At 59.7% G+C, this 26,157-nt stretch carries 20 protein-coding genes and 4 pseudogenes; 10 read left to right on the top strand and 14 right to left on the bottom strand.

All coding sequences use genetic code 11. The features are described from left to right. Positions 1 to 31 precede the first annotated feature (31 nt). Entirely contained in the window at positions 32 to 880 is an 849-nt protein-coding gene (locus N2605_RS27150; protein ID WP_311735334.1) for a LysR family transcriptional regulator, read from the top strand. Positions 881 to 1,848: 968 nt separating this feature from the next. Further along, positions 1,849 to 2,046, top strand: a complete 198-nt coding sequence (locus tag N2605_RS36575; RefSeq protein WP_425248869.1) for a hypothetical protein — start codon at positions 1,849 to 1,851, stop codon at positions 2,044 to 2,046. 602 nt (positions 2,047 to 2,648) lie between these two features. Here N2605_RS36575 and N2605_RS27145 read toward each other — a convergent pair. The 7 genes and pseudogenes from N2605_RS27145 to N2605_RS27115 form a co-directional block, all read right to left on the bottom strand. Continuing rightward, positions 2,649 to 2,960 (bottom strand): annotated as a pseudogene (locus tag N2605_RS27145) (isocitrate lyase); the annotation flags it as partial. Next, on the bottom strand, positions 2,894 to 3,100 hold the full coding sequence (tnpB, locus tag N2605_RS27140; protein ID WP_260343836.1) for an IS66 family insertion sequence element accessory protein TnpB: 207 nt from the start codon (positions 3,098 to 3,100) through the stop codon (positions 2,894 to 2,896). The gene tnpB and the pseudogene N2605_RS27145, both read right to left, overlap by 67 nt. A gap of 447 nt (positions 3,101 to 3,547) precedes the next feature. Further along, a complete protein-coding gene (locus tag N2605_RS27135; RefSeq protein ID WP_260343833.1) occupies positions 3,548 to 5,023 on the bottom strand; it encodes an IS4 family transposase in 1,476 nt (491 codons plus the stop codon). Between the two features lie 1,027 nt (positions 5,024 to 6,050). After that, on the bottom strand, positions 6,051 to 7,025 hold the full coding sequence (locus N2605_RS27130; protein WP_260343832.1) for a lipase family protein: 975 nt from the start codon (positions 7,023 to 7,025) through the stop codon (positions 6,051 to 6,053). A 304-nt stretch (positions 7,026 to 7,329) separates the two neighbouring features. After that, positions 7,330 to 7,495: pseudogene (locus tag N2605_RS27125) on the bottom strand (IS5/IS1182 family transposase); the annotation flags it as partial. A 345-nt stretch (positions 7,496 to 7,840) separates the two neighbouring features. Then, complete coding sequence (locus N2605_RS27120; protein ID WP_260343831.1) at positions 7,841 to 8,794, bottom strand: lipase family protein; 954 nt, start codon at positions 8,792 to 8,794, stop codon at positions 7,841 to 7,843. A 7-nt stretch (positions 8,795 to 8,801) separates the two neighbouring features. Further along, entirely contained in the window at positions 8,802 to 10,481 is a 1,680-nt protein-coding gene (locus N2605_RS27115) for a caspase family protein (RefSeq protein WP_260343829.1), read from the bottom strand. A 438-nt stretch (positions 10,482 to 10,919) separates the two neighbouring features. Between N2605_RS27115 and N2605_RS27110 the strand changes: the two genes are divergently transcribed. The 6 genes from N2605_RS27110 (at position 10,920) to N2605_RS27085 (ending at position 18,564) form a co-directional block, all read left to right on the top strand. After that, positions 10,920 to 13,760 (top strand): peroxidase family protein, encoded by a 2,841-nt coding sequence (locus N2605_RS27110; RefSeq protein WP_260343826.1) that lies wholly within the window; start codon positions 10,920 to 10,922, stop codon positions 13,758 to 13,760. Positions 13,761 to 13,772: 12 nt separating this feature from the next. Then, a complete protein-coding gene (locus N2605_RS27105; RefSeq protein ID WP_260343825.1) occupies positions 13,773 to 15,437 on the top strand; it encodes a c-type cytochrome in 1,665 nt (554 codons plus the stop codon). An 11-nt stretch (positions 15,438 to 15,448) separates the two neighbouring features. Continuing rightward, positions 15,449 to 16,042 carry a hypothetical protein gene (locus tag N2605_RS27100; protein ID WP_260343824.1) on the top strand — a complete coding sequence of 198 codons (594 nt, stop codon included), beginning with the start codon at positions 15,449 to 15,451 and terminating at the stop codon, positions 16,040 to 16,042. A 61-nt stretch (positions 16,043 to 16,103) separates the two neighbouring features. Further along, positions 16,104 to 17,468: a hypothetical protein gene (locus N2605_RS27095; RefSeq protein WP_260343823.1), complete on the top strand. Its 1,365-nt coding sequence runs from the start codon at positions 16,104 to 16,106 to the stop codon at positions 17,466 to 17,468. A gap of 620 nt (positions 17,469 to 18,088) precedes the next feature. After that, complete coding sequence (locus N2605_RS27090) at positions 18,089 to 18,322, top strand: hypothetical protein (RefSeq protein ID WP_260343822.1); 234 nt, start codon at positions 18,089 to 18,091, stop codon at positions 18,320 to 18,322. After that, positions 18,319 to 18,564: a hypothetical protein gene (locus N2605_RS27085; RefSeq protein WP_260343821.1), complete on the top strand. Its 246-nt coding sequence runs from the start codon at positions 18,319 to 18,321 to the stop codon at positions 18,562 to 18,564. The genes N2605_RS27090 and N2605_RS27085 overlap by 4 nt, the downstream gene beginning before the upstream one ends. Positions 18,565 to 18,716: 152 nt before the next feature. On the opposite strand, the gene N2605_RS27080 is transcribed toward N2605_RS27085, so the two are convergent. Then, entirely contained in the window at positions 18,717 to 18,962 is a 246-nt protein-coding gene (locus tag N2605_RS27080) for a helix-turn-helix domain-containing protein (protein ID WP_260343819.1), read from the bottom strand. A 1,009-nt stretch (positions 18,963 to 19,971) separates the two neighbouring features. Between N2605_RS27080 and N2605_RS36570 the strand changes: the two are divergent. After that, positions 19,972 to 20,097 (top strand): annotated as a pseudogene (locus N2605_RS36570) (DUF3320 domain-containing protein); the annotation flags it as partial. A 170-nt stretch (positions 20,098 to 20,267) separates the two neighbouring features. On the opposite strand, the gene N2605_RS27075 reads toward N2605_RS36570, so the two are convergent. From N2605_RS27075 to N2605_RS27065, 3 genes and pseudogenes are all read right to left on the bottom strand, one after another. Then, entirely contained in the window at positions 20,268 to 20,564 is a 297-nt protein-coding gene (locus tag N2605_RS27075) for an aldo/keto reductase (RefSeq protein ID WP_260343818.1), read from the bottom strand. A 201-nt stretch (positions 20,565 to 20,765) separates the two neighbouring features. Then, the gene (locus N2605_RS27070) at positions 20,766 to 20,900 is read right to left on the bottom strand and encodes an SDR family oxidoreductase (protein WP_260347549.1); all 135 of its coding nucleotides are present in this window, start codon (positions 20,898 to 20,900) and stop codon (positions 20,766 to 20,768) included. Positions 20,901 to 21,018: 118 nt separating this feature from the next. Continuing rightward, a pseudogene (locus N2605_RS27065) lies at positions 21,019 to 21,276 on the bottom strand (SDR family NAD(P)-dependent oxidoreductase); the annotation flags it as partial. A gap of 385 nt (positions 21,277 to 21,661) precedes the next feature. On the opposite strand from N2605_RS27065, the gene N2605_RS36430 reads away from it, so the two are divergent. Then, positions 21,662 to 21,874 (top strand): hypothetical protein, encoded by a 213-nt coding sequence (locus N2605_RS36430; RefSeq protein ID WP_260343817.1) that lies wholly within the window; start codon positions 21,662 to 21,664, stop codon positions 21,872 to 21,874. A 470-nt stretch (positions 21,875 to 22,344) separates the two neighbouring features. Here N2605_RS36430 and N2605_RS36425 read toward each other — a convergent pair whose 3' ends face one another. The 3 genes from N2605_RS36425 to N2605_RS27045 form a co-directional block, all read right to left on the bottom strand. Then, a complete protein-coding gene (locus N2605_RS36425) occupies positions 22,345 to 23,499 on the bottom strand; it encodes a hypothetical protein (RefSeq protein ID WP_260343816.1) in 1,155 nt (384 codons plus the stop codon). 65 nt (positions 23,500 to 23,564) lie between these two features. Continuing rightward, positions 23,565 to 24,332: an NACHT domain-containing protein gene (locus N2605_RS27050; RefSeq protein ID WP_260343815.1), complete on the bottom strand. Its 768-nt coding sequence runs from the start codon at positions 24,330 to 24,332 to the stop codon at positions 23,565 to 23,567. Between the two features lie 250 nt (positions 24,333 to 24,582). Next, on the bottom strand, positions 24,583 to 26,076 hold the full coding sequence (locus tag N2605_RS27045; RefSeq protein WP_260343813.1) for an NAD-dependent succinate-semialdehyde dehydrogenase: 1,494 nt from the start codon (positions 26,074 to 26,076) through the stop codon (positions 24,583 to 24,585). Positions 26,077 to 26,157 lie beyond the last annotated feature (81 nt).

Raw genomic sequence — 26,157 nt, 5'->3', positions numbered from 1 at the left:
GAGAGGGTACGGATCTTCCTGGAAGTCGCACGTGCTGGTCAATTTTTTGAAAGCAGCAAAGCATCTGCGGCTGAACCATGCGACCGTTGCGCGTCAAGTCACAGCCTTGGAGAAGAGTCTCAACGTCAAGCTCCTTGAGCGCCATACTTCAGGCTGCGCATTGACGGCGGCAGGCGAATCCCTTGTGGCAGCAGCCGAACGCGCCGAAAGCGAATTTCTAAAGGTGGGCGGCAGCATCGCCGCTGCCGCTGAAGCAATCACTGGCACTGTGCGTGTCGGTGCACCCGACGGTTTGGGTAATTATTTTCTGGCGGATCGACTGGGCGCACTCGCCGCCAAACATCGGGGGTTAGTTATCCAACTCGTGCCCCTTCCACGCACCTTTTCCTTGTCGCGGCGAGAGGCCGACATCGCGATTACTCTCGACAGGCCAAAGCAGGGGCGATTAATCTTGTCGAAGCTGACCGATTACACGCTCAGCGTTTATGCGGCCGAAAGCTATCTGGTGCGCGAAGGCCGGATCGAGACGCAGTCTGACTTGACAGGTCGGCTGTTCGTCACCCATGTCGAGGACTTCGCATACAGCCAGGCCCTCGATTACGCCTCGGCACTTGGCACACTGATGTCGCGCCGATATGAGTGCGGCAGCGTATTCGCCCAAATGGAAGCCGTGAGAAGCGGCCACGGTGTTGGCATTTTGCACGACTATGCCGCCTGTCGTTATCCAGAGCTGAAGCGTTTGCTTCCTGACGTGCGCTTCGTACGAAGCTACTGGCTCACTTCTCATCCTGATACTCACGAAACGCGCCGGGTGCAGGAAGTTCATCGGTTCATTGTCGCGTCGGTGAAAGCCGTTAGAACCAGCTTCGCGTCGGACTAGCCGGAGTGCATCAACCGAGGCGCTGGCCGTGGTCTTCGGCTGGCCAAACATGCGTAGGTACACGGCGCAAGTTAGTCGCAGCTGGAAGAAACTGAAGATGCGCCCGAGGAACACGATATTTGTCCTCAACGCTCCGGATTGGGCGGCTTGAGTGCGAAGCGCTGGAGGGACAAACTCCCCAAGTTGCCGGCGACTGATTCTGATTGAAGATGTGGCCGAGTCGCAGAAACTCGCCAGTAGCAGCTGGTGTTCTGAGGCAGTACGGACCGGGACAAAACTGCATGCCGCAGGTTGGATGCTCACGATGGGCGAGGGCCATGTCTCTCCCCTCTTCGGAGCGCGCTCACCATCCCAGACGCAGACGACCCTACCGGTTGTTCTCATGACTGCGACGAGGCTACCGCGCAGTGGATACCCTTGAGAGCGAAGTGAGCGCTTCAGAGGATCACCATCAGGACAGTCGCCGAATTTCGGGAGGCAATCCGTCACATTCGTAAGCCGAACAAGCGGGCCGCTTTCGTTCACACAATCGGCTGTTGGTACGGGCCCGACTCTGACCGAAGCGGGCAAGGCGCAGTGTGATGTCGGCCTCGTGAGCTTTTTCGTACACGCCCACTCAAGTCGCTACAAACGACGATCTCGGCACTTCCCCGCGGCTCCCTGCGCGACCAAAAGTTATGCCGAGGTGCCGGGATAGCGATCCTCTTTACCCCGATCTCCGGCTGGATTTGAAACCTTTGTTGAGCCTGGCAAACTCGCAAAGTCGCTCGGCGGAGGCTTTCAGTCCGAGGTACTTTCGAGCTGTTGCAACCGTGGGTGAAACTGTTCAAATATAATGCAGCCTTGATGTCGCATCTTTCGGAACAACGACTTCCAGCAATGCGTGGTACTGCGTCGCATGACGGCGGATCTTGATCTTTCGATAGAGATCATCACCGTAACCGTGGGGGCGGGCCGATGGCCTAGCACTGAGTCCCCGCAATTGCCATCTCGGGCAGCAAGAACGTCAGCGGGCGCTCGCCATCAGCCGCAGTCTGTTCGCTGCGGCGGACCAGTTTCAAGCAGGATTGGCGCGCGCGCCGGTAAGACTTAGCCCGGCTGATAGCGATCGCAAAACAAAATTTGGCTGCCGTGGATCAGCTAGCGTACTTCGACCTGCTGATTGAGCCGACCTCAAGCCTCCTGAAAGCCCTTTGAGGAGTATGGCGGTCCTTTGCGTGGCAGCCTATGTCAACTCGGCTGATCGCAAATACCATATTGCTGCTGCCGGCATGACATCCGCACTCGTTCAAGATGATTTGGTCCAACGAAGTTTATACCATCAAGAGAGGGAGAGAAATTTCCTGAGAAGGCACGCCGGACCATGGCTGGTATGGCATGGTCGACAAAGCGGCGCCTACCAAAAACGACGTAGCCTTAGCTTCAGGGTATTAGATCCGTAGGAGGCCGATATGAGCCATGACACGATGGTGTGGCGGAAACCCACCAAACGTGGACATCGCGAGGTCGGACTCGAGCGCGGCTAAATTATGCTGACACATTAAGAACGAGTCGACTAACGCATTGAAAACTCGAGCTCCTGCGCTGAAAGAACGAGTCAGCTTTGATTTCAGGAACGAGTCATTTGGTCGTGTCGGACTTTAAGTCCGAGTCGTTTTCCGTAAGTAACTGGTTTTGCTTAAGTTCACTAACGCACTGGAGAAAGCTGCTCCAGTGCGGCTAAGCTACCGGAGGCTACGACCGCCACAGGCGACGGGGATGGCAACATCGCGCCGGCGATGTTCTGGCGCTTCACGCAGGCGTGCCCTGGCAGGTCTCGGCGCGCTGCACATCCTTCTCATGGCCGAGCATGACCTGCTCGCCGAAGCACTCCTCAGCGAGATTGTCGACAGCGCGGCGTGGCCGCGTGATCAGATGCTGGAAGGTGCAGGCGCGCTTGGCCGAATCCGCCCGGAAGGTGCGGCTGGGCTCGGCCTCGACCGACAGCGGCGTTTTTGTCGTATTCCGCCTTCATCAGCTCGGCGCGACAACGCGAGTCGGGCTTGCCCCTGCCGCGTCTGTCAGCTTGCCGCTTTTGCCACGGAACACATAGAGGTCACGGCCGTGCGGGTCGCGCCTAAAGGCTTCCTGCACCAGCAAGGCCAGCGAGTTCATACCGCGACGCATATCGGTGTGGCCGGTCGCAATCCACACCCGCACGCCCGGCGCAATGGGGATCACCGGAGGCGTCCATCTGCCAGCGCCGACACGGCGGCCTTCAGCGTCGCCGCGTCAACCGCACCCGTGATCCGCATCCGAGCCCCGGCCGCAAACTCGATCTCGATCGACCCGCCGCTGCTGGCCGGCGCGACTGGATAAGGCGTCAGCTCTGATTCCGCGACCACCACTGCAGGTACGAAGCCAGGCTGGGTGGCATCCTTCGGCTCAGGTCGAAACGACCGCCGCCATCGCAGCAGCAATGAGCGCGAAACGCCACACCGCCGCGCTGTCGCCGCGACCTGGCGCGCGCCTGCACGACGATCTTGAGCTTCTCGTCCTCGGAGCAGCGCCGCCGTCGGCCTGTGTCCACTACTTCGAGCCGTTCGACTTGGGCACTGCGCCTATCACTGTCCATAAGGACAGTTCTCAACAACACGCCTCATTCGGCAAGGCGGCCTTCACCGGCTTTCAATTACCCACATTTCCAGTAGTTGCGATTTCGGCGCCGAGTTCGATGTCTGTGAGTCTTGAGAGGCCGCGCCAGATGACAACATTTCCAGGCGGCGCATCGCCCGCCCTGGCCAGGTAGCCACCCAATCGTGCAAGTTTGGTAAGATAAAATGCAAGGGTTCCAGGGCGACATCGTCGATGGCTAGCGCCGCTGATGAGTCGATCGAGCAATGCGATCTCGGTGTCCGTCAATGCGAGCTTAGGTGACGCGTCTGGGGCGATGCGATTGAGCATGGTGAGCCAGAGGACGCGCCAACTGAGAATGCAGAAGACCGCCATTAGATTGGCAAGTCGCTCCGCGGTCCGGAGCTTTGAGTCTTCCGCCTTGCAGCCCGATTTCAGGATCTTGTGGAACACCTCGATTTTCCACCGCATGGCATACCAGTTAATCTTCTCAATTGCTTCGGAGCGACTGCGGACGGCTAGGTCTGTGATGAGCTTCCACTCAATCGGTTTACGGCCCTTTGGCGTACCGCGCTCGGTCGCGTGGATTATCGTCAGGTCGAGGGCTGGATAACGTTTCTGCTTGCCGATGGGAGGCAAGACCGCGATCCGCTTGAACTTTATTTCCAGCGCGACCTTCGTCGTCTCACCCTTGTCGTTGCGCACGTCGATGTAATGCAAGCCTTTGATGCTGGTCTCTTCTATCTCGGTTGCAATCGTATGACCGCCATCGCCTGCCAGCCGATCGACGCAGGCGCGGACAAGGAAGTGAGCGCCAAGCTCCTGCGTCAGGCAATACAATTCGTAGATGTCGCTTTCGCGGTCACCAATATGAATGCAACGCTCCGGCTGTCCGAGTCGCTCGATTGATTGCCTGAGATTGTCGAGCCAGCGAACGCTTTCCTTCTTCTCAATCGGAACGCGGGTCGGGTTAATCTTCTTCTTGAGCTGCGCCGTGCCTTTGAACTTTTTTCGTGTCCAGAACTTCACCGCCGCCAATCCCAGCGGCAGGCCCTCGATAGTCACGGCGAGACTGGAATGCATCAGCATTCCGCAGACCGTGTGATGGCGCCAACGGCCGTCCTTGTCCCGGCCGCTGTTGACGCTCTTGGTCAGGCCAATCGCGCTCGTGTTCGCGCGCTGGTAGGAGAATTCCGTCGTGTCCTGAATAAGGAGGATCGGGCCTCTACAATCATCGTAACGCGCGCGCGTGGCGGCGAAGTGACCGCTGAGGATGTTGGCCTCCTCCACGCGCTCGTTAGCGAAGAAGCGGTAGGCCGCCTTCGTGTTCGCCCAATCCTGGCACGCGAACGGTATGCTCCCGCCCATGCCGTCACCAATTTGCTTCAACAGCTCGCTAAATCGTTGACCGAGACGGGCATCCTTGAACGCTGTCTTGTCGATCTCGCGCTCCGTCCAATGGTCGACGGCACTTTCATCACCATCATCCGGGCCGGCCGAGCAACGACACGCCGCTCCGCTTGAACACATCAAGGCACCTCGCCGTCGCGATTCAGGTGCCCGACAATGAATCACAAGCGATTCATCCGATTCAAGATTTTTCGATCAGGACTACCACCATCGAATCAAGCATTTGTGGGTAATTGAAAGCTTCACCGGACGGATACCCTCAAAGGGAGGAGCGGTGGAGTTCGGCGCAATAGATAGCCCATCGCACCCTGTTCTGTGACGGCCAAGTCTACCTCGAAGGGGGATCACCGGTATATTTTGCGGTTGAACGAAATAATCGATCGTTCTCAGTTGAGGTAGGCAGCGCTGATCCTGCATCTAGCGAAACGGTCGGTCGTCACCTTCCTGGTCCTCAGCCGACCTTACGGAGCCACTTCGACGCATCGCTTCTTCAGCACAAAAGGTTGCGCCCACGGTTTGCCGCGATGTCATTGTAGAGATGATCGCGATGTGCCCCGAGGATGTTTTTTCTAAGCGCTTTCGAGTGGAGTGTGAGTGGTCGACTGAGGCGCTCTCGGTTAGATGCAACAAGGCCGCCTTTTTCATCTCACCGAGGAAGACCGCGGGATTCTTTTTTCCGTGGCGAATTCAGGCGCCATCGCATAGGGCCGTGGAGGGGCGCTCTCTCGGCAAATTGGCGGCATTACCGGCCTCGGCAATGTCGTGCGCTGCCAAGACGCGCTACGGTTTAGAAACCGTCGCTCTATCCGGCTGAGCTACGGGACCGCGAACCCGCGAGAGGCGGGTGCTCGACGCTTCATAGCAAAGCGGGCCTGGCATCGCCAGCCCTTTGCAGTCGAACGGTAACAGCGAAATCCGCTTCACCTGCTCGACAGGTTCGACGGAGTCGGACGGGGACCCTGATGACAACGGCGGGCGCTCATGCCGGGAACGGGTTAGATGTCAGCGCGTACCGATGCGTTGATGTCGCAGCAAGAAACCGCCAAAATGACTGCGTCCGTCGTTCTCCGTTGCGGCCGGTTGTCACCCGGTAGTGGTGCGATCTATGCCCCAGTTCGTGTGACATCTTCATCAGGCCAGAGTATTTTCACGAGATAGCCCGTATATAGCGATCAGGCATATGATCTCGCAGCGGGGGCGGCAGCAATTCGATCATAAGCCCCCCCGGATCAGAGCGCATCCCGGAGAGCGATCCTCCAACCGCTAAAGCGGCGATAATCTTTAGTCGTTCAGCTATCGATAATACGCCCGAGAAGGATCCGTGCAGTAATCCTTTGAGCTCCTTTGAGATACCTTGCAAGAACGGTGGATCGTCCGATCCAACGAGTACGGCCATCGATCGAGCATCAAACTTGGCGGCGCGGCCACAATGAAGGTAACGTCCCACGTGTCGAAAGCCGAAGAAAGACGGTGCGACGGTCGGTACCACGTCATGCCCGTGGACAAGGCGGTAGGTGCGCATTCCTAGTAACTGATCGTAGGCAGTCGCAAATTCCGCGTTTCCTGGACGTGGCATACCAAACGTATATACGGCTCGCACTCTTCCGAAATTAGTGACGTTGATCTTCTTGGCGCAGAGAACGGCCAGAGCCCCACCTAGGCTGTGTCCCGCTACAAAAATAGGCTTGTTGGCCTCGGAAGTTGACAATATTTCAGCGATCTGGTCCGTGACCGCTGCTGCTGCAACGGCGAAACCGTTCGCTACTCCAGTCGCGGTGACGCCGATATCAAAATTGGAAATCCAGTCAGCCAGTACGAGTGGGTCAGTTCCAGCAAACGTAATGATGAATGCGTCCCCGTGATCCAACACGATCACTTGCGTACTCGCCTTTGGTAGAACCGTAACGATTTCCTTAGAGAGAATGCCGCCGGGACAAACTTCTAATCCCCATCCCGCTGCAAGGCTGGTGACCTTCTCGGTTTCATCCGTCTCGTAGGCGAGCTGGCACGCCCAAGCCAAGGCTCTTGCGATTCCAAGGTCGAAGGCTTCTTGCGACGCACTAAACCTGTCGAATGCGTTCAATACGTACTGATCGCGCGGAAGCTTGGTGAGAAAGCTCATAAGCTACCCCTCATCTGAAGCTACCCTCATCTGATCGAAAGACGAACAGCTTGCCCGCCGCGTCACTACCAACTGCCATGCTCCGTCATAACTTGCGAACACGACCTCAGAGCCGCTAACTGTCTCGGCGCACGCAGAACCTGCACCACCATCAGTTGTCCGTCAATGTTTCCTTAGTAAGGCCAGCTTCTGAGAACGATCTGGGCACGACCTCAAAATGCCGTCGCGCCGGTGGTGAGTGAGACGCGGACGCTAGAGGAGATGCCGCGCAGCTTCAAGATCACGAAACCGCCCGATGACGAAGCGGCTTGTGGTCCTTGCTGTAGAGCGGTGCGATCTCACGATCGATCCGGTCCCCGTCGATCTTGGCGCCGAGTCGCACCAACTCGTGCTTCAGATTGATGATCTGATCCAGGCCTAGCGCGAAATAGATCGCCTTCCCCCGTCGTCTCCGGCTTCTCCGGTCCCATCGACCCCTCCGCTCTCGAAAGCTTGCGATCTCAAAACCGCAGCTCCGCCAAAACCGACTCTAACTCAACGGCTTGGCATGTCTTCACGGATGACTACTAACTGCCCGTCAGAGACAGGAAGCGATCGCCCGCCGAGAGGCTGGTGAAGTGCCAACCCGACATAGCGTGCTCATACAATGTCAGCCACAGCACACAGTTACCAATCGCGAGGGCGACGCTATTGACTTCCCCCTCATCGATCTTGCCCGGTTGGCCTCTGCGTCGTTGGCGATCTTCAACATTCAAGGCGCTGCGGCTTGGGCGTTGATACGTCCTTCGGAGTGGAAACCCCTCTCGATCAATGACCTATGCTGCTAGGGCCTCAATTAGTCGGCCGGCAACCTGTTGATCGTCGAGGTAGCCGACGATTCCATGACGGTTGCTCGTTTTGTTGCGAACCAATCCATAGTTCTCAATTTGTGGTGTGACGGCAAAATTCGACGCATCCAACGGAAATAGTGCAACAACATCTCGTTCGTCAAAAGCATTGTACCAATGCTTAACGGGTAAGGGGAAACGAAGAGGACGAAACTGGTCACGAATCGCCCGAATACCCAATGGGCTCCCGACTGTGAGGAGTAATGGCACCCGCAGCTTCCGCTGATCAGTTCTCAGGACGTTATACGCAACGACCGATCCTAAGGAGTGCCCCACTACGATGCTCGGTTCGTCCGTTATTCCAGCTGACACAATCTGATCGATCGTATCTCTAACCCGGTTTCTAGTGACGTAGAGAAATACGTCTCTTGTGAAAGCTTCAATTGCGCCTTGGCTCATACCCCCGCCGTGCTTATCAACGGCCTGGAGAATAGCCTGGACCCATTCCCAATTAAGCGGGCCCTTGGGCTTGGGGTTCTGGCCGTACTCGACGTCGACCTGCATATCAGTCACCCCCGACCGCTGACGGATCGCTTCGGCTACTTCAGCCTGAAAAGCAAGATATTCATCCTGCTCTGGAGTGCCCTTTGCGTGGATCTCTGAGGCGAGTGGAAGATTGAACTCGTCTACAAACTTTTGAAGGTCATCTCCGTAGAACGGGAAAGCCACGCTTAAGTCGTTCGGTAATGTTCGCCCGATTGCGGCAGCTCCTTGTCGCAGGGCTTGCAACCACTCCGATTTAAGCGTTTCGGGCTTCAGACCTTGTTGGCCGCGACCATGGACGAGCACTAGACGAATTTTACTGATCGATTGTGCGTAAGCGAGCGAACCGATGGTGGCTCCCATAGCAAGAAGCGCGAGTAAGCACCTTCGATCAATCATGCGTCCCTCACTCGACTCTTCCAATTTTCAATAGATCAGCCGCAATACTTACGCCTTCCGGTTCGAGCGTTGACCACAGCGCGGGACGAAGGTGATCGCGAAGGCGGTCGACTTCGGGCCGGATGCCGGCTTGAGTTACGCGAAGTAGGCCCCATCCTTGAGCTAGCATCGGGCAGAACGGAAACACCTCGCTTCGGCGACGGTCGGAGGACAGACGCCTAGATAGCATCGCGACGTCGAAAAGCCGAACTTGCAGATCTCCTCGCATGAAATCATCAACGGACCGAACCCGGTCGACTAAATCTGCTTGGTGATAGGCGTAAGCGGCATAGAGCCCAAGGGTGGGGTCAGCGCTTTTTCCTGCCCGGATTTTGTCGCCAAATTCGGCCGCTTTGCGGTTAGCGGTGTCGCGATCGCCGTCAATTCGGAAGACCCCGAACTGAGCTGCAGCCGCCACTGTGGAGCGCAACTTATCTATGAAGGGATTTGGAGGCTGGTCGTTTGCCAAGTAGCTGGCGCTAAGAATCTTTCCGGCTTCGATCACCAAGCTGCATGTATAACCACGAAGCGCGGCGAGTATCGAGCCTGACCCATCTGCAAATCTGATTGCGACGCTAGCGGCCGGCGCATCGCGAAAGCGTACAACGATTAAGCGACGTAGCGCATCGACTTGAGTTGTGGCGTTGTCCGCTGTTATTGCTTCGGACACTTGCGAGCCAGAGATACTGAAACCCGCCTCATGCGACCGGACACCAGCTATTGTAGGTGAAGTTGTAGTTTCCGCTGCGATTGAGCTCTGGACCCGTTCAAAGCTTACTGTCTCTTGATCAAGACTGCTCGGAATGCGGTTCAGGTAAAGACGCCGCGCGCTTAGGGGGGCGAGATCGGTACCAAGAGAGGCGAGCTGCCGCAAGGCGACGTCGCGAATAGTGGGCTCCAACGAGACAGTCTTCGTTGTTTGTGCTGTCGTCGGACGAATGGGCGCAATGTACGTGGAATCCGATGACAGCACCTGTGCATCGGGTTTTTGATGAAGGCGAAGAGCTTTCGCCTCGGCCCGTCTCATGACCTCAGCTTCAAGGTAGATCTTCAGGTTTCTGTTCGGAAGGACACGGATTCCTCCGACTGTCCTGACTAGCGATTCAACTGGTTCTTGGAAGGCGCTCAACAGGCAAGCTGTGAAGAGCCCCTCGAAGCCTGGAGCACTCTGCGAAACAGGAATTTCTGCTGCGGCCTGACCAGGAAGCGCGGCCAAAAACATGTCCACGTCCGCACGTACATTGCGGCTTATAGCCGTGTTCGGAAAAATCAAACTACCACGAACGCGGCTAGCATTGATGCTGTCTGGGGTCGAGCGGCACGCATCCGAAACAAAAACGACATTCGGAATGGCTGACTCGCGCGCGAGTACGAAACTCTCAGTGAGACTCACGGCCTCGTTGGGATTGTGAGGGGCCTGTGAAAGCATCCAGTACTCATTAAAGGAGTTCAAAAATCCATGTCCGGAAAAGTACACGATCATTTGGTCGAGAGTACCTCGACCGACAAACTCGGAGATGGCGTCGAAAATGGTCGCAGCAATTACTGGTCCGCTTTCATCGGTATAAAGCTTTGTCTCGAATCCTTCAGAGGAAAGCCACGAGCTTACTGCTTTTGCCCCCGAAGCCGCGGCGGACAGAACGGGCAAGTTTCCTGCGCGGTTTACCCCAATGATTACTGCCCCCCTGACCGCTGGTGGGGAGGGTTGAAGCAGCGCGGGAGTAGGGAACATCCCAGCTGCTGCGGCGACAACGCCTCGTGAGATAAAGTCTCGACGTCGCATCGGGGCGCTCGAACACTTTACAAGTAATGCGAGAGGTTAGCGCGCAATGCAAATTGATGCCAGCAAATACTTTTGCCGACACGCCAAGATCTCGCGCACCTGCCGCCTAGGTGTACGACCCTCTCTGCACCAGCCAGTCGCCCGTCCGGAAGAAGCGCTGTTGCGACCAACCGAGGCTCAAACGCCGTGATCGACGGCGACAAAATACGTTCCGGGAGTGTTACATACCGACTTGCGCAGCCATTGATTGTGCGCCATTCTGTGTTGGACTGATGCCGTCGTTACTTCGAAGTTCCGGGGGGCATGATGTTAGTCCAATGGAGGGAAACGTACGACCAAGACGATCCTGAAAAAGAACGCATCGCGTTCGCGGCGCTCGCCGTCGATATTATGCGGATGCAAGTCAAGACCAGAAAGCGCAGTGGCACCGGCGGGATCCAGCGCACCTTCCACGCCAAATCGATCCTCGCCGTCAAAGGCGCCCAACTTCGGTTCATCGATCGATTGCCTGCCGATCTGACCGCCGGATTCGCTCAGTCCCGAAAGGCCTATCCCACGATCGTGCGCTTCTCGAATGCGCATGGAGAAAGCCAACCCGATACCAGCAAGGACATGCGCGGCGTGGCCTTACGAATCGAAGTGTCGGCGGCGGAGCAGCACGATCTGCTGATGACAAACTTCCCGGTCTCGCATGCGCGCAACGCGGACCAATTCGTGAAGTTCGCCGTCGCGACCGCAGGAAATAGTCTCGACCGTATCGTCGGACTTGTCCGCCTCGTATTTCAGATCGGTCCAAGGGAGGTGGTGCGGATGGTCCGCAACGTCAGCGCGGCCCGCAACCGGACCGTATCGAGCCTGACGCGGGAGACCTACTGGAGCCGCGGCGCAATCTGCTGGGGCCGGACGCTGGCGGTCCGGTACCTTTTACGGCCAGTGCTGGCGCAGGAGCCGGACAAAACGCCGCAACCGACCGACGCAGAATACCTTCGGCGGGACTTTGCTCGCCGCCTTAAGGCGGACGATGTGACCTTCGATCTCTACATCCAGCGCTTCGTCGACGAGACGACGACGCCGATCGAGAACACCGCAGTCGAGTGGCTCGAGAACAAGGCGCCTCTGGAAAAGGTGGCGACGCTGACGATACCCAGGCAGGACACCGGCAGCGTCGACGCCCTCGCGACCGAACAGATGATCGACGACATGGCGTTCAATCCCTGGAACACCACCGAAGAATTCCGTCCGTTGGGAAATCTCAACCGCGCGCGCAAGGTGGTGTACGACGCCAGCGCCGCGCACCGCCTAAAGAATCGCTGGCAATCGGACATTCTGCTGCGCAATCGGATCTTCGGCACCGGCGCCTATGCCTTTCTCTCCTGGCTCAACCACTATGTCGTATGGCACCGCCTTCCGCTGCGGTTGAGCCTGCTCAACCTTGACGCAATCCGCCATACCCTTCGCTGGAAGAACCTTATCGACACGCAGCCGCGCGACGCGCCGCCGAAGGTGCGTTCCGTACCGCCGCCGATCCCCGAGCCGGAACGCACGGCGCGCAGCCACGATGGCAGATTCAACGACCTTTGCGATCCGGAAATGGGCATGTTGGGGGCTGCGTTCGGCCGCAATCTTCCGCCCGTCTATATGCCTGATCTGTTCAACGACCCGAATCCCGTCACTGTCAGCAGGGAATTGCTCACTCGCGAAACATTCATTCCGGCGAAGTCATTGAACATTCTAGCAGCCGCCTGGATTCAATTCCAAGTGCACGACTGGGTCAGTCACGCACGCCACAAGCCCGGCGAAAACGACGTGGTTGTTCCGCTTCCGCCCGGCGAGCCGCCATGGGCCAGCCGGCCGGACACCCCGGCCACGGCCGAGATGCGCATTTCCGGAAATCTGGAATTGCCGGCAGCGGCACCGGGCCAACCGCCAATCCTGTTCGCGAACGCCGCCTCTCATTGGTGGGACGGCTCCGAGGTGTATGGGCCGGACGCGAACAAGGCCAATATGCTGCGCGAGGACGTCAACGGCGTTAAGGGCGCCAAGCTGCGCCTCGACGACGGCTACCTGCCGGTCGACCTCGATGGCTTCGCGGTCACCGGCTTCAACGAAAGTTGGTGGCTCGGTCTGAGCGCGATGCACACACTGTTCGCCCGCGAGCACAATGCAGTGTGCGACGCCCTGCGTGCCGAATATCCCTACTTGAACGACGAGCGCGTCTATCAGACGGCCCGGTTGGTGGTGTCCGCCCTGATCGCAAAAATTCACACCATCGAGTGGACGCCGGCGATCCTAGCGACCAAGGCCCTCGAGATCGGGATGAACGCCAACTGGACCGGCCCGCCAACCAACGATTGGCTGACTCGGCTTGGCCTATGGCTGGTCGATTCGCATGCCCTAAAGGGCATTCCGAAAACCATGCCGGATCACCACGCGGCGCCTTATTCGCTGACGGAGGACTTCGTCACGGTTTATCGCATGCATCCGCTGCTGGCGGACCAGTACAAGTTCTTCGACTATGCCACCGGCAACCACATCGCCGACAAAAGATTCACCGAGATTCAGGGCAAGGACACTGATGGCATCATGCGAGCCACCGGACTTTCGAATGTTCTTTATTCTTTCGGCATCGCATATCCGGGCGCAATCACGTTGCACAATTTTCCGCGAGAGCTTCAGAAGTTCGTACACGACGGCGAAATCGTCGATCTCTCGGTCGTCGACCTAGTCCGCACGCGGCGGCGTGGCGTGCCGCGCTACAACGATTTCCGCGCCGGGCTGCACATGTCTCGGATACGCCACTTCGAAGATCTCACGCCTAATCCGGAATCGGTGCGCCGATTGAAAGCGGTCTACCGCAACAACATCGACCTGGTCGACACAATGGTCGGCCTGTTTGCCGAGACACCGCCCACTGGCTTCGGTTTCAGCGACACCGCCTTCCGTATCTTCGTCCTGATGGCCTCGCGCCGCCTGCAAAGTGACCGGTTCCTGACCGTCGACTTCAGGCCTGAGATCTACACCCCGCTCGGCATGGATTGGGTGGAACGCAACAACATGACCAGCATCATTCTACGCAACTGCCCCAACCTCGCGGGGCTGCTGCCCCGAACAGGCAGCGCCTTCGCACCTTGGCGTATCCGCTGAAGGAGGACCGCCGTGCCGGTTTCGCGCGAACGCCTTCGATGGCTCGTCCGGCCAGCGCTAGTGCTTTGCAACGCCGTTGCGGTACTGGCGCTTCTGGCCGTCAGCGCGCTGATCTGGCTCGAACGCGACTGGGCAAAGCCCGACACGTCGCGAGACCCCGAAGCGGCATTCCTGCACGGCTCGATCGGAACCGAGTTGATGCCGTTGCCTGTCGCCGTCGCGCTGCCAGTGTTGTTCCCGGAGCACTTCCTCGCTGACGGAGCACGCGGCGACTGGATCGAGCAGTTCGGCTTCATTCGTGGTGCCGGCGAAGACCTGAAGCAGGTTTTGCCGCTTGGCTTCGTCGTCTCCCGCTACCGGCCGGGCTCGGGAGCGCCGTCGCCGGTGCCCTTTGTCGGCTTTAGCTGCGGCCTCTGTCACGTCACTGCGATCCGCACAGCTGATGACGGTTCGGCGCGCCAAGTGCCGGGGCCGGGCAGCATTTCCCTCAATCTCTTCGCCTGGCTCGACGCATTCCAGGCGGCCGTTCTGGCGCGCCGGCCGCTCCTGCCCGGAGAAGCCGCTGACCCGGAACAGCCGCCGCCCTACCGGATGACGATTGCGACGATCCGCGAGGCCTATTCCGAGGCGAGCGGCCGCGATATGAAGCCCGCGGAGCGGCTGATGACGGCGCTCTGGTTGCGTCAGATTCGCGCGAGGCTCGAAACGGGTTTGCCGCGTTTCGACGAGCCACACGGGCATGGATTGTCGCGCGATCCGCAAGTGACGCCTACCGGGCCGACCCGTACCCAACCGTTCCGGACGATCGTACGCCAGGTCCTGCAAAGGCCGGGCAATGACATGCCGGTCTACACCAAGATCGCAACCGTCTTCTCGCAGGACCTACGGCGGCGGGCGCAGGTCGATGGTACGATTGCCAACCTTTATGCGCGCAGTTCGCTCGCTGCCTTGGCCGCCGGAGCGACTGTGGAGAATATGCGCAACCCGGAGGTCGTCCACAACATTCGTGCGGCAAGCGACTACACCCGCGCACTGCGCGCGCCGAGCTTTGCGCAGATGTTTCCCGACCATGTGCCGGGCGATCAGAGCCGCCTCGCGCGCGGTCGAGAAATGTACCAGGCGCACTGCTTCGGTTGCCACGGTGACCGCGACGATGCCGGAACCGGGTGGAGCAACGGTCCGAAAACTGATGAAGTCACCCCGGTCGGGGCGATCGGTACCGACCCAGCGCGTGTCACCTTCCGCCACTACGGATCCGTGCCAGAGCGCCTTTTCCGCCTGTTCGACCAGCATCACCCATTCCACTTTGCGCGCGAGGAAATCTGGCCGCAGCGCGGTGAAGAGCAGAACTCGGCGATCCGCGGCTATCTCAACGCGCCGCTGGACGGCGTGTTCCTGCGCGCACCCTATTTGCACAATGCTAGTGTGCTGACGCTTGCGGAGCTTATCAATCTCAAGCCGCGGCGCGCGGTGTTCTTCCGCGGACAAAATCTCTACGACCCGCTCAACGTCGGCTTCATCTCGCCCGACCAACCGGACGGAAGGCGCTACTTCCGCTTCGACACAGCGCAACGCGGAAATTCCAATCGCGGCCACGACTATCCGTGGGCGTACAACGATCCGCAACGCAACGTCGGAGATTTAGAGGCGCTGCTCGACTACCTCAAGACGCTTTAGGGAGCCGGCCCATGGACCCCGAACGCCCCGTTGACATCACTTTCGGCCAATTAACTCTCGCCTTTGTCAGCTTTGCCGCTGTGATTGTGTGGGCGCTGCTGCAGCCCGAGTTCGGTCCCGCGCTCGACCTTGGCCGCACCAAGCTGACCATCTGGGCGACGACCTTTCTGCTGACCCCGGCCCTCGTGCTCTACCTGTTCCGCAGCGCCGATCAACGTGTCGCCAATCTCGCTCACCTGTTCTGGTTGTTTGCCTGGCTCGCCTTTGTCGTGCACGCCTACTGGGCAGTGTTCATCATCTTCGATGGCGTCGCCGATACGTTCCGCAAGATGGGCATTCCGATCTCCAGCGTGAACTTCCTTCTGGTCGGCGTCTGGACGCTCGACGTGTTGCTGCTGTGGACCCTGCGCCGCCCGCGCAGCTGGTTGTGGAAAGCGCAGCTAGGCACGCGAGTGTTCGCGTTCCTCACATTCGCCGTCACCCTCGTCGCGCTGCGCGGTGGAACGGTGCGCATGCTGGGGCTCGCATTCGCTACCATCGTCATCGCCGCGCTGCTTCTGCGCGCATGGTCACACGTGCGTGACGACCGGACACAGCAGGCTTGATCTCTGCAGACAAGGACATCCGGGCTCGTCGGCCCGGCACCGCAAAAAATGGGGCGACGCGATGAACTGCGACCAGAAATCCGACCAGTCGGGGCTCGAGGCGCTGCTGCAGCGGCCGCTGATGGAAACCCTTTGGCGTCGCCGCACCCATCGGGTGAGCCGAGGAGCGTCGGTCAAGGCCGGTTCGATGAGCTACACGTCACCGCACAAGCCCGAACCGCTTTCGGAGCTCGAGGAGGCCGTGCTCATTGCGGTGACCGGCTGCACAGGACTGACTATGCCCGACCGTCCGTTCCAAGACCCGCAGAGCGGCGCGGTGATCATGGCCAAGCCCAATCTCACTATGGACGGCCGCTCCGCCGGCAGCCCGGACAACGCTCAGGGCACCCACTTCTTCCTGATCAACGACAGCGGGACATATTTCCTGCGCAACCTCCCCCCAACCGGGATGCCTTTCACCCGGGAAACTCTGCTGCAACACGCGCGGGCCGCCAAGGTCCGCGTGCTCGACATCCGGCTTGATGTGGCGGGGAAGCGCGATTTTCCAGCTTATCTCGATTCCAACCGGTTCCTATCGAACCTCCCGGGCACCACCATTCTGTTCCCCGTCGTCGATCTGTCGCACCAATACATCAATGGGTTGATGTACCTCTTGACGCAGCCCGACGGGGCCCGTCCCATGATCGTCGATGATCGCAACTTCTATCGAGCCGCCGGCGTGAGGCCCTGGATTAAGAAGGGCTTTCTGAACGAAGACCTCAAGGTGTCGCTCGGCCTGCTCGGCACGCTTCGCACCCAGATCGAGGCCGATCTGCTGTTGCAAAATCTCATGCTGGTTGCCGATGCGATGGGGCTTGGCGCCTGGATCCATGCCACGATCGGCCCGCCGGTGATGTTGGGCGACCCGAAATTTGCTGGTCAGTACGGCAAGATGCTGGGCTTCGATTTCGTCACCCCGCGATGGCGGCTGCTCGACCTTCTGCGTTGGCACGTGCCGTTGCCGAAATACACCGATTTGCGCGCCCATCCGGTCGGCCTTAAGGTCGGGGGTGAGTTCCTGATCAAGGCGAAGTGCCCACCTAACTACGAAACGATGTCGGACGCGGTAGAATCAGTCGTGGCGGCCAAATTCGGCCCGGCTGGGCTTTACAAGAATCGCAAGCTATTCGCGCGCATCTACAAGGACGGCTTCGGCGACAACTATCTCGACGAGGCTACCGAATACAGCGCCGACGTGATTGCCTGCGTGCGTGACATCTGCAACTACATCCACGACACGCACGGCCGGTTCCCCGCGCATTGCGACGCGATCCACGTGCCCGGCGTGTGGCTGCAGGCCCATCACGTCGAGACCGAATACTACGAGCGCTTCTTCCGCGACGGACTGACGGCCGCGCACCACGCTCATGATCAGATTTGGCACTGACCGTTTGCGCGCACATTGGCAAGACCAGCGTTCAACGCACTCTATGCCTGTCTGCACAATACGGTCGTGCCCTGCGCTGGGGCGTTTTCGTCGATGGGGGGCGCGAATGCATTGGCATGCGGATCGCGAAAGTTCCAATCAAGCTGGTATGCATCCCGGCATTCGCGAGGGACAATGGTGAGCACTTCGGCAAAGGAAGCGTTGACCCTGAAGGCGTTCCAAGCCTCTTGGCTGGTTGGAGACCGTTTCGGGAATCCGCCGCTTCGGAATACGGGCGGCTCTTGGTCCGGCTGACCACCACATGTCCTTCGCCACGATTTTAGTTTACAGCCGACCTTCCTGGACGAATGGAGGGGCCGGATGGATATCGAACGCAGGAAGTTACTCGCCGGTTCAACTTGCCTGGCCCTGGCCGGCTTGGTCGAACCCGCGTTTGCTTATTGCCGTTCCGTCACGGCTGAATGTCACGAGGAGCCTTCGTGGCATCCCCTGACCCGGTCACTCCTCGATCGTGCCCGGCGAGCCAACGCGACCGACGGACGAGCCAACGCGGCCAGCATCGAGCGGCTCATAGGTGACGTCGCAGGTGCGCATGGTTTGCGCTCAACCAAGGAGGAACGATGACCGCCGACCAGCCTCAGCTTAGCCGTGAGGAAGTTTTCGAGCAGGCGCACGTAAAAATGGCGGAGCGCATCGAACAGTACCAAGAGCGGATCCTCGAAGTACTGAGGGGGCACCTCGGTGCCGAGCAAGCCCTGAATGAGCTGCTCAGAGTAGGTCGCAGAAGGCGCAAAGGACGAACGTTTGCCGGAAAGATGGACGTGGCCAAGGGGGCCTATACGTCAAAGAAATGACGGAAGAGCTCTGGGCTCTCCTCAAAGTCGGCAACGAATTACGGAACGCCCTCGCGCACGGCCATAAACAGGGGACCGTCGAAAACAAGATAGTTGAGCTCCGTAAGGCATTCATTGCAGCGAGTACTCCTGAGCAAAAGAAGTACATCGAGGAAATGACCGAGAGGCAGCTGATCACGATGGCGTTTAGCCACTGCGCAAGCCACATGATCGCCGCTGCTGACCGGCTTGAGCGAGAATGAAAATAGTCGTTTTACTTTCGTTTCCGCTTACTCTGCGCAATGTACGCGGCGGCGCATTCCCCCACAATGAGGAGCAAGACGACGCAAAACGTCAGCGCGTCATGAACATTGTAGATGATTGCGGCCCAACCGATGGTCTTCAACTCAATACCTCAGAACGACGGTCTCGCTCGCTGTACGGGGTAATCGGAGGTCGCGTAGCTGTAGCCTAGAGCGGTCCGCTGATCCGGAAACCGCTCCAGGGCGATTAGTGCCAACTCCAGCATCCGAGGAAGTTTGTCGGTCGACTTCTCCCAAGTGATGATCGTCTGACGAGATCCCAGCCCTAACGCCATCCGCAGGGCATCTTGGGTGAAATGATTACTCTTGCGCCACTTGGGCAGGTCGGTGCCGATCATTGGGCACTTCCATTGTCCAGAAACTGGACGTCCAGTAATTGGACATTCCGCTGTGATGCGGTCATTGAGGCCTCCACAACTGCTGCGAAAAACTGGTTCGGCATCGTCAGATTACGCCGACAAAGTAAAAATCAACTTAACCGCTGCTTATTCCTTTTTCGGGAGGTATCCGCGAGGACGCGCCTGTGTCCTACAACGCGAGACGCATGTGATCGCGATCTCGCCGACAATAAGCAGGACGAGCGCCCCAAAGGTGTAAGCGTCATGTACGGAGTAAACGATTGCAGCCCAGCCGAGAGTCTTCATAGGACAATCCCCACGTACCCCGGCAAACCCCGGGCATGTGTTGGGATCATCCGTGCGCAACCTAGGCCCATTGCGCGTGGCGCACAGCGTGTGCACCGGGAAGATCAGTAAAACCGGCAGCGCGCCGGGCAGCTATTCGTGGGACCGCTCATCCCCATTCTCCCTCCTATTTTGACCGGAGGGCTCGAGCTTCGCCGCCACCGGGCTAGTGGGTCTGGCGAGTTCTAGGTTCGTATTTTTCGTATCGAGCCGATTCTTGGCAGAATCGTGGCGGCTCATGTGACGCCGGCGGCATAACGGAAGGCTCTGCCGTTCCGCTATCGACGCTAGTGTTCGTGAGACGGTTGGGTTGAGGGCGATGAGGGGCGGCTCAGTGCCGCCCCCCCTTTCGCCGACTTGATCACCGCGCTGTTGCGCGGTGATCCGCTTCTTGACCGACCCCGATGCGGACCGGGCGTCCCGCACGGTCGAGACTGATCAAGATGCTCCGCCTTCGGTTGATGGAGTTCTGCGATCGGATGAGCTCGACCGATCGGCCGACGCCACGTCCGAAGCTGCCGAGGTGCAAACGGAAGGCGAGCAAATTGAGCCAGCACCGGAGCCACCAAATGACGATGCAGCGACTATACAAGAAGCAAAGGTCTACGCTCGTGGACCAACAACAGAAATACAGGAAGTGAAGAGCGCACCGGCCACGACATATATGAGGGCTGACCCCGCGAGCGTAGCGGATCCCGACCGAGAGCGCTTCTATGACGCTGGCTACCGCGGCACGCTCCGCAGCATGGTCGACCATGTCGTCGATAAGGAAGGTCCGATCTATTTTGATGTCCTCGTTGATCGTATTGCACGTGCGCACGGCTTTATGCGACCCGGCGAGACAGTACAAAAGATTGTCGCCTCATCCTCGGCCGCAATCGCTTTCCGACCACGAAGGAAGGAGGGCGGGAAGTCATATGGCCGCAATCTTGCTCCATACCGGGACGCTGGGGGGCGCGATCACGGCGACATACCTCTTCCCGAATTAGCGGGTCTCGTAGGATTGTTGCGATCCGGAGGCTTCGAGGACACCGAAGAGATCATCCGGGGGCATGCAGGAACACTTCGGCGTGGGGCGCCTCGCCGCACCAACTCGCGAACGATTCGCAGCGGCGGTAGCTGCGACGAGAGCAGATACTCGCCTCGCTTCTTGGCGTGGAGGAGCCGCCCGAACCGCCGCTCAGCCAGGCCGAACCCGTACCATGGCGCGACATCAAAGTAGCGCACCCCGACCTCCCAGGTCGCTTCGAGCGTCATTTCGGCGTCCTTGTCCGCGTGCTTGTTAAACTCCTTGCCCAGCGAAACTCCGCCTAGTCCGAAGCGAAAGCGGGGTTGACGATCTGCTGCGCGCGATTGGGCATGACCGGATTGATCTTACTGAGGGGGGACTGGACAGAGCGGTGCCAAGTCGCCGCCGTTCCGGCAGGGCGACGCTACGTCGCCCGCGGGCTCGAGCCGTCAGATGTCCTTGGCGCTGTCGCCGCCAGTCACCTCATACTCGGCACCGGTGACCATGTTGGCGGCGTCGGAAGCAAGAAACACGGCGGCTGGGGAGATGTCGTCCGGCTGCAGCCAGCCGACCTTCAGCGGCACGGTCGGGGCGCGGTTGTCCCAAGGCCTGCTGTGGCGTGGGATGCTCTACTTTCTGTCCTTGCTCGCTCATTAATTCGCTGAGGCGCTTCTCGTAGCGGGTCAGCGAGGTGTCGACGAGACCTGGAATAAGCGCGTTGACCGTGATGTTGTGTTCGCCGAGCTCCATGGCTGCGGACTTCATCAGGCCAAGGATTCCCCATTTGGAGGCCGAGTAGCTCGAAGCGTCTTTGGTGCCGTGCTTTCCTTGCATCGACGAGAGCAGGATGAAACGTGAATTCAGCCATCGGCAACGGCAAGGGTTGCGCAGCCTGTGCCTTGTGTGCAAAGCCGCTCTTGTCGCGGAGATCGAACATGAACGCTGGGTGCGCAGCCGCACGCTGGCGGACGTCGTCCTCGAACGTTGCCGGCGCGAGCATATAGGCTATTGCTAGCCAGAGATCGCGCTGTCGTTCGGCGAGAGCACTCCCTGCCAAGACCGTGCGGGCCAAGGCCAGCAGGCGGTCGTGTGCCACCGGCAACTTCGCAGCCGCGCTCAGCATCTCATCGAGACGAAACGGTGATGCGTTTGGATAGTCCCGAAGCAACTCAAGAACGATGTCGGCCCGCGAGGAATCGAAAGCGGGTTCATTCAGAAGCTCATGCAGACCGTCCGCGAACTCGTGCCCCCTAGCGAGGCGAGCCCGCGCCACCTCAAGATAGGCATCGCGCACGAAGTCCGGGCGTCGCTCCATTAAGTCTGTGCGCCAGAGGAGAACCATCACATGCTCGACCCCGTCTCGCGGCTCATAGACCGGATGGGCGACATCGAAGACCAGCATGCCCTTAAGAAAATCATCCGACAGGCCGGAAAGACCCTGTCCGGCCGACATGCGCTCGTTCAAGCCCGCCGCCAGCACATACCACCAGTCAGAATATTTCTGCTCGGCAGCCGAGCGCACGATATCCGCGCAAGACGGCAAATCGTCGCGGGATAGCGCTGCTGCCAGCCCTTCTAGCGCGGCATCGGTCCTCTCTTCACCAAACCATGAGGCAACACGCGCACGGGGTGTACCCTCACGGTCCAGCTCATCATACCAGGCAAAACAGAACCGCATGATATGAAGCAGCCACCCCGCATGTAGGCCGCTCCGGATTTGCTCAAAATCGCGGTCGAAGTCCTGACGCTGCTTCTCGCGGTTCTCTTCGATATCCACGTCCTTCTGGCCGGTCCGCCCCTCGAAATACCGAGGCGGCAGGTTTGTCGCCGTTGCCCGCGTGCGGATGCCCGCCAGAGCCGCATCCATATCGGGCAAGGCGAAGAGCTGGTCAAAGATGCTGCTCCCATGCGGCTCTTTAGCCTGATAACATAGACTGAACGCGACCTCGCAGAGAAACATCCGGCGGTCGCTGTCCGGAGCCGCGGCGCGTAACTCCTCGAAAACAATATCGAGCAACGCATCCGGGTTCAGCTCGAACAAAATCGCTTCACGAAAACGATGCCAGGAGAGCCATTCGTTCTCATCCAGCGGCACCATCCGAAAGAAGTGGTGCGCCAGTTGCGTGAGCCGCTCGGGCGTCTCGCGCATGGCGGCGCGCAAGTCGCGCGCGCGGCTTTCGGTGTGGCCGCCCTTGAAAGCGACGCGCTTGCGGAGCCAAGCGATGGCTTGCTCCGGGTTGAATGGACCCGGCGCGCGCCAGGCGCGGACAAGTACACGCGCGTACAACGACCCGACTTCCCAGCCCCGCCGGTCGAAACGTTTGCGGTCATCATCCGAAGCCACAATGCCATCGAGCACAGCCGGGAGATCGGCGACCGGAGTATCGTCGGCAAGCTTCCAGAACATGGCGGAGCTGGCGGTTTCTTCACCCGTCGCGCGTCGTTGAGAAGCGCCACGACCTCTGCCGCGCCAAAGTGGCCACCGTAAAGCGCGCGAATAATTTCTGTCCGGAGGCGCAGATCGTTGGCGGTCTTGCCGAGCGCGCTGTCGAAGACCTGCTTGATGGCTGTTTCGCCATTCGAGCCATAACGCAGCAAGGCGGCAAGGGCGCGCGCGCGTTCGGCAAAAGGAGAGGCCTGCCGGGCGAGAACCGCGGCAAGGTCCGGGAGCATGGCCGGGATAGGCGTGCCGAGCGCAAGGCCATCGACGACGACGGAACGAACACCGAAGCCGGAATCCGGATGATTGAGAATGGCGCGGAATTCCCCGACCATATCGGGTCGCGCCAAGCCGCCGATGGATCTCGATTCCCAGTTACCCGAGCGGAACCACCGGTTCTCTTTCGAAAGCCTGTCCAGCGCCCGAACAAGCGAGGCGCAGGAGGATGGCGTCAGCGAAGCCGCATCGCCGTAGGTTAAGACACCATACGGGGCCGCCTCGATCAGCTCATCGGCCCGCTCAGGCAGGTGAACGGCGAGCCAGGCATGGAGGCCGCGCAACTCCGCTGCCGGATGTCCATCGACCCCCAGCAAGGCGACGACACGGCCAAACGGCAAGCCGTCGCGGACTCGCGCCGCTAGGAATTCAGCCGCGAGATATTCCGCCATCGTACGATGCGAGTAATCGACCGTCTCAGGCTCCTGCCCGGCGTCAAAGATCCGGCGGCCCAGGGCGGCCTGCACTTTCTCCGGCGGAAAGAAGGTGACTGACCGATAACCTGGAATGTCTTCCGCACCCTCCTGGTCCGTCAGGCTGATGGCATCAACATCGCTGATAAGCCGCGCGGCACACAGGGCGCCCGCGATCGGCCGGAGTCGGCGGCGGAGTAGGAGCCGCTGCCCCTCCGCGCGCGCTCCTGGTCAAACTCCTGAAGCAAGAGCTTGGTCGAGACCTCAAAGAGCGCTTTGCGCGTCGCCGGCCAGTTAATACCCGCCTTCACCGCGCGCCACAGCATGATGAGATTTTGCGGGTTCCCAAGAAAGTCATCCAACCCGCGTTCAGTCGCTTCCGTCAGAAACACATGCGCTTCGGCATCCGTCGCGCCCTGTGCAATAAGCACCGCCACCTGTTCCCGGTGCGACAGGTTTTGAAGCAGGAGAACGGGTGTCTCGCCGTGCTGCTCGAAATAGGGCTGAAGCGCCGCGAGGTCGCTTTCGCCGAGCCAATCCGCGACCCGGCAGGAGATTCGCACTTTAGCCGGATTTACCTCGAAGAGCTTAGTCACCAGGGCATCGATCGTATCCTGATCGCCGCGACCGGCCCGCTTTTCATCAAGGCCATCGATAAACAGCACCTGCCCCGTCAGCATAGGGGCCGGCGCGGCGAGAAAAGTCCGTGCCTTGAGAAACCGCCCGCGCTCGGCCGCGGCCGCCTCCTTGAAGACATGCGTTTTGCCCGCACCGGGGTCGCCCAGCAGCACAAGACTCGGCGCTGCGAGGAAATCGGTAAACGGGCGAGGCGCCGCATTCTGCGGTCGGTCGGGGTCGACGTTGGTTTGGCGAACGGTGCCGGTCATGCTTGTTGGCTTCAACTAGGCAAAAGCTCGTTTCCGGAACCCATCACTGTCAAGTCGCGCCGACACCCCGACTAAGGCCCATTCGAATCCTAGTCAAAATCTTCTCTTAAGGCTCCAGAACCCTCAGCGCAGTGGAAAAATCTTCTCCGACAGGCACAACTAGAGGTCGCAACAGCGCGGGCCGACCAACCGATTCGTTCTTATACCGTGATCGACTCGCTTTTAAGGTGTCGGCATATAATACCTGGCGTCAAAGCCCCCCCATCATCACGTATTTGATCTCGACATATTCTTCCATGCCGTGACGGGAGCCTTCGCGGCCTAGCCCGCTTTCCTTGATACCGCCGAACGGCGCGACCTCGGTCGTGATCAGACCGGTGTTGACGCCAACCATGCCGGATTCCAGGGCCTCTGCCACACGCCACACGCGACCGATGTCGCGGGAATAGAAATAGGAAGCGAGGCCGAACGGCGAGTTGTTGCACATGGCGATCACATCCGCCTCGTCCTTGAACCAGAAGACCGGCGCAAGCGGGCCAAAGGTCTCTTCGTACGCGACGAGCGCATCGGACCTGACATTGGCGAGCACGGTCGGCTCGAAGAAGCTGCCGCCGAGCGCGTGACGCTTGCCGCCGGTGACGATCGTCGCGCCGCCCTCGACCGCGTCCGCGATATGCTTCTCGACCTTGTCGATCGCTTCCATGTTGATCAGCGGCCCCTGCACGACCCCAGCTTCGGTGCCGTCGCCGATCTTCATCGCCGCCACCTTCTTCGCCAGTTTCTCGACGAATTCGTCGTAGATCTTATCTTGCGCATAGAGGCGGTTGGTGCAGACGCAGGTCTGACCCATATTGCGATATTTCGAGATGATCGCGCCCTCGACTGCCGCATCGACATCGGCGTCGTCGAACACCACGAAAGGTGCGTTGCCGCCGAGTTCGAGCCCGAGCTTCTTCACGCCGACGGCGGCCTGCTGATACAGGATCTTGCCCACCTCGGTCGATCCGGTGAAGCCGACGAAGCGCACCGCCGGATGCTCGCACAGCACCTTGCCGATCGCTGACGAGTTGCCGGTGAGGATGTTGAAGACGCCTTTCGGCACGCCGGCCTTTTCAGCCAGTGCCGCGAGCGCCAAGGCCGAGAGCGGCGTTTCATTCGCGGGCTTGAGCACCACGGTGCAACCCGCGGCGAGCGCGGGCGACACCTTGCGGGTGATCATGGAGCACGGGAAATTCCATGGCGTGATGGCGCCGCAGACGCCGATCGGCTGCTTGATCGCGAGCAGGCGCGCGTCGGGCCGCTGGGTCGGGATCGTCTCGCCATAGACGCGGCGAGCTTCCTCAGCGAAAAACTCGACATAGGCACCGCCGATATCGACCTCGCCGAGCGCCTCCGTCAGCGGCTTGCCCTGCTCGGAGGTGAGGATCAGCGCCAGGTCCTCTCGACTGGCGGCGATCAGCTCAAACCATTTGCGTAAGATGTTGGAGCGCTCCTTGGCCATCAGCTTGGCCCAAGCCGGAAACGCCCGTCTGGCGGCTTCGACCGCCTGCGTCGTCTCAGCCGTGCTCATGACGGGGACTTTTGCCAGTTCGACGCCATTCACGGGATTTGTCACCGCTCGTGACGGCGTGCCGACCCATGCGCCATCGATGTAGCAGGCCTCCCGCAGAAGCGCCGGGTCCTTGAGACGCTCGCGCAGGCTCGTCGAGGCTGGCTCGGCTCTTGCGGCGGCGGTCGAGGTCATCGCGTTACTCCTTGGGCTGTTGGATCCGAGCGATCCGGTAGGACCATCGATAGCGAAAAAAGGCCGCGCGAGATACCGCGC

The organism is Bradyrhizobium yuanmingense (genome assembly GCF_025200905.1).
In the GTDB taxonomy this organism is placed as follows: domain Bacteria; phylum Pseudomonadota; class Alphaproteobacteria; order Rhizobiales; family Xanthobacteraceae; genus Bradyrhizobium; species Bradyrhizobium yuanmingense.
This window is presented reverse-complemented; position numbering and strand designations above follow the sequence as displayed.

What these genes read in the sequence shown, in the direction of transcription:
- N2605_RS27135 (WP_260343833.1), bottom strand. Translation starts at nt 5,023, where the DNA reads ATGTGTTCAAGCGGAGCGGCGTGTCGTTGCTCGGCCGGCCCGGATGAT.
- N2605_RS27130 (WP_260343832.1), bottom strand. Translation starts at nt 7,025, where the DNA reads ATGAGCTTTCTCACCAAGCTTCCGCGCGATCAGTACGTATTGAACGCA.
- N2605_RS27120 (WP_260343831.1), bottom strand. Translation starts at nt 8,794, where the DNA reads ATGATTGATCGAAGGTGCTTACTCGCGCTTCTTGCTATGGGAGCCACC.
- N2605_RS27110 (WP_260343826.1), top strand. Translation starts at nt 10,920, where the DNA reads ATGATGTTAGTCCAATGGAGGGAAACGTACGACCAAGACGATCCTGAA.
- N2605_RS27100 (WP_260343824.1), top strand. Translation starts at nt 15,449, where the DNA reads ATGGACCCCGAACGCCCCGTTGACATCACTTTCGGCCAATTAACTCTC.
- N2605_RS27095 (WP_260343823.1), top strand. Translation starts at nt 16,104, where the DNA reads ATGAACTGCGACCAGAAATCCGACCAGTCGGGGCTCGAGGCGCTGCTG.
- N2605_RS27090 (WP_260343822.1), top strand. Translation starts at nt 18,089, where the DNA reads ATGACCGCCGACCAGCCTCAGCTTAGCCGTGAGGAAGTTTTCGAGCAG.
- N2605_RS27085 (WP_260343821.1), top strand. Translation starts at nt 18,319, where the DNA reads ATGACGGAAGAGCTCTGGGCTCTCCTCAAAGTCGGCAACGAATTACGG.
- N2605_RS27080 (WP_260343819.1), bottom strand. Translation starts at nt 18,962, where the DNA reads ATGATCGGCACCGACCTGCCCAAGTGGCGCAAGAGTAATCATTTCACC.
- N2605_RS27075 (WP_260343818.1), bottom strand. Translation starts at nt 20,564, where the DNA reads ATGACGCTCGAAGCGACCTGGGAGGTCGGGGTGCGCTACTTTGATGTC.
- N2605_RS36430 (WP_260343817.1), top strand. Translation starts at nt 21,662, where the DNA reads ATGCTCGACCCCGTCTCGCGGCTCATAGACCGGATGGGCGACATCGAA.
- N2605_RS27050 (WP_260343815.1), bottom strand. Translation starts at nt 24,332, where the DNA reads ATGACCGGCACCGTTCGCCAAACCAACGTCGACCCCGACCGACCGCAG.
- N2605_RS27045 (WP_260343813.1), bottom strand. Translation starts at nt 26,076, where the DNA reads ATGACCTCGACCGCCGCCGCAAGAGCCGAGCCAGCCTCGACGAGCCTG.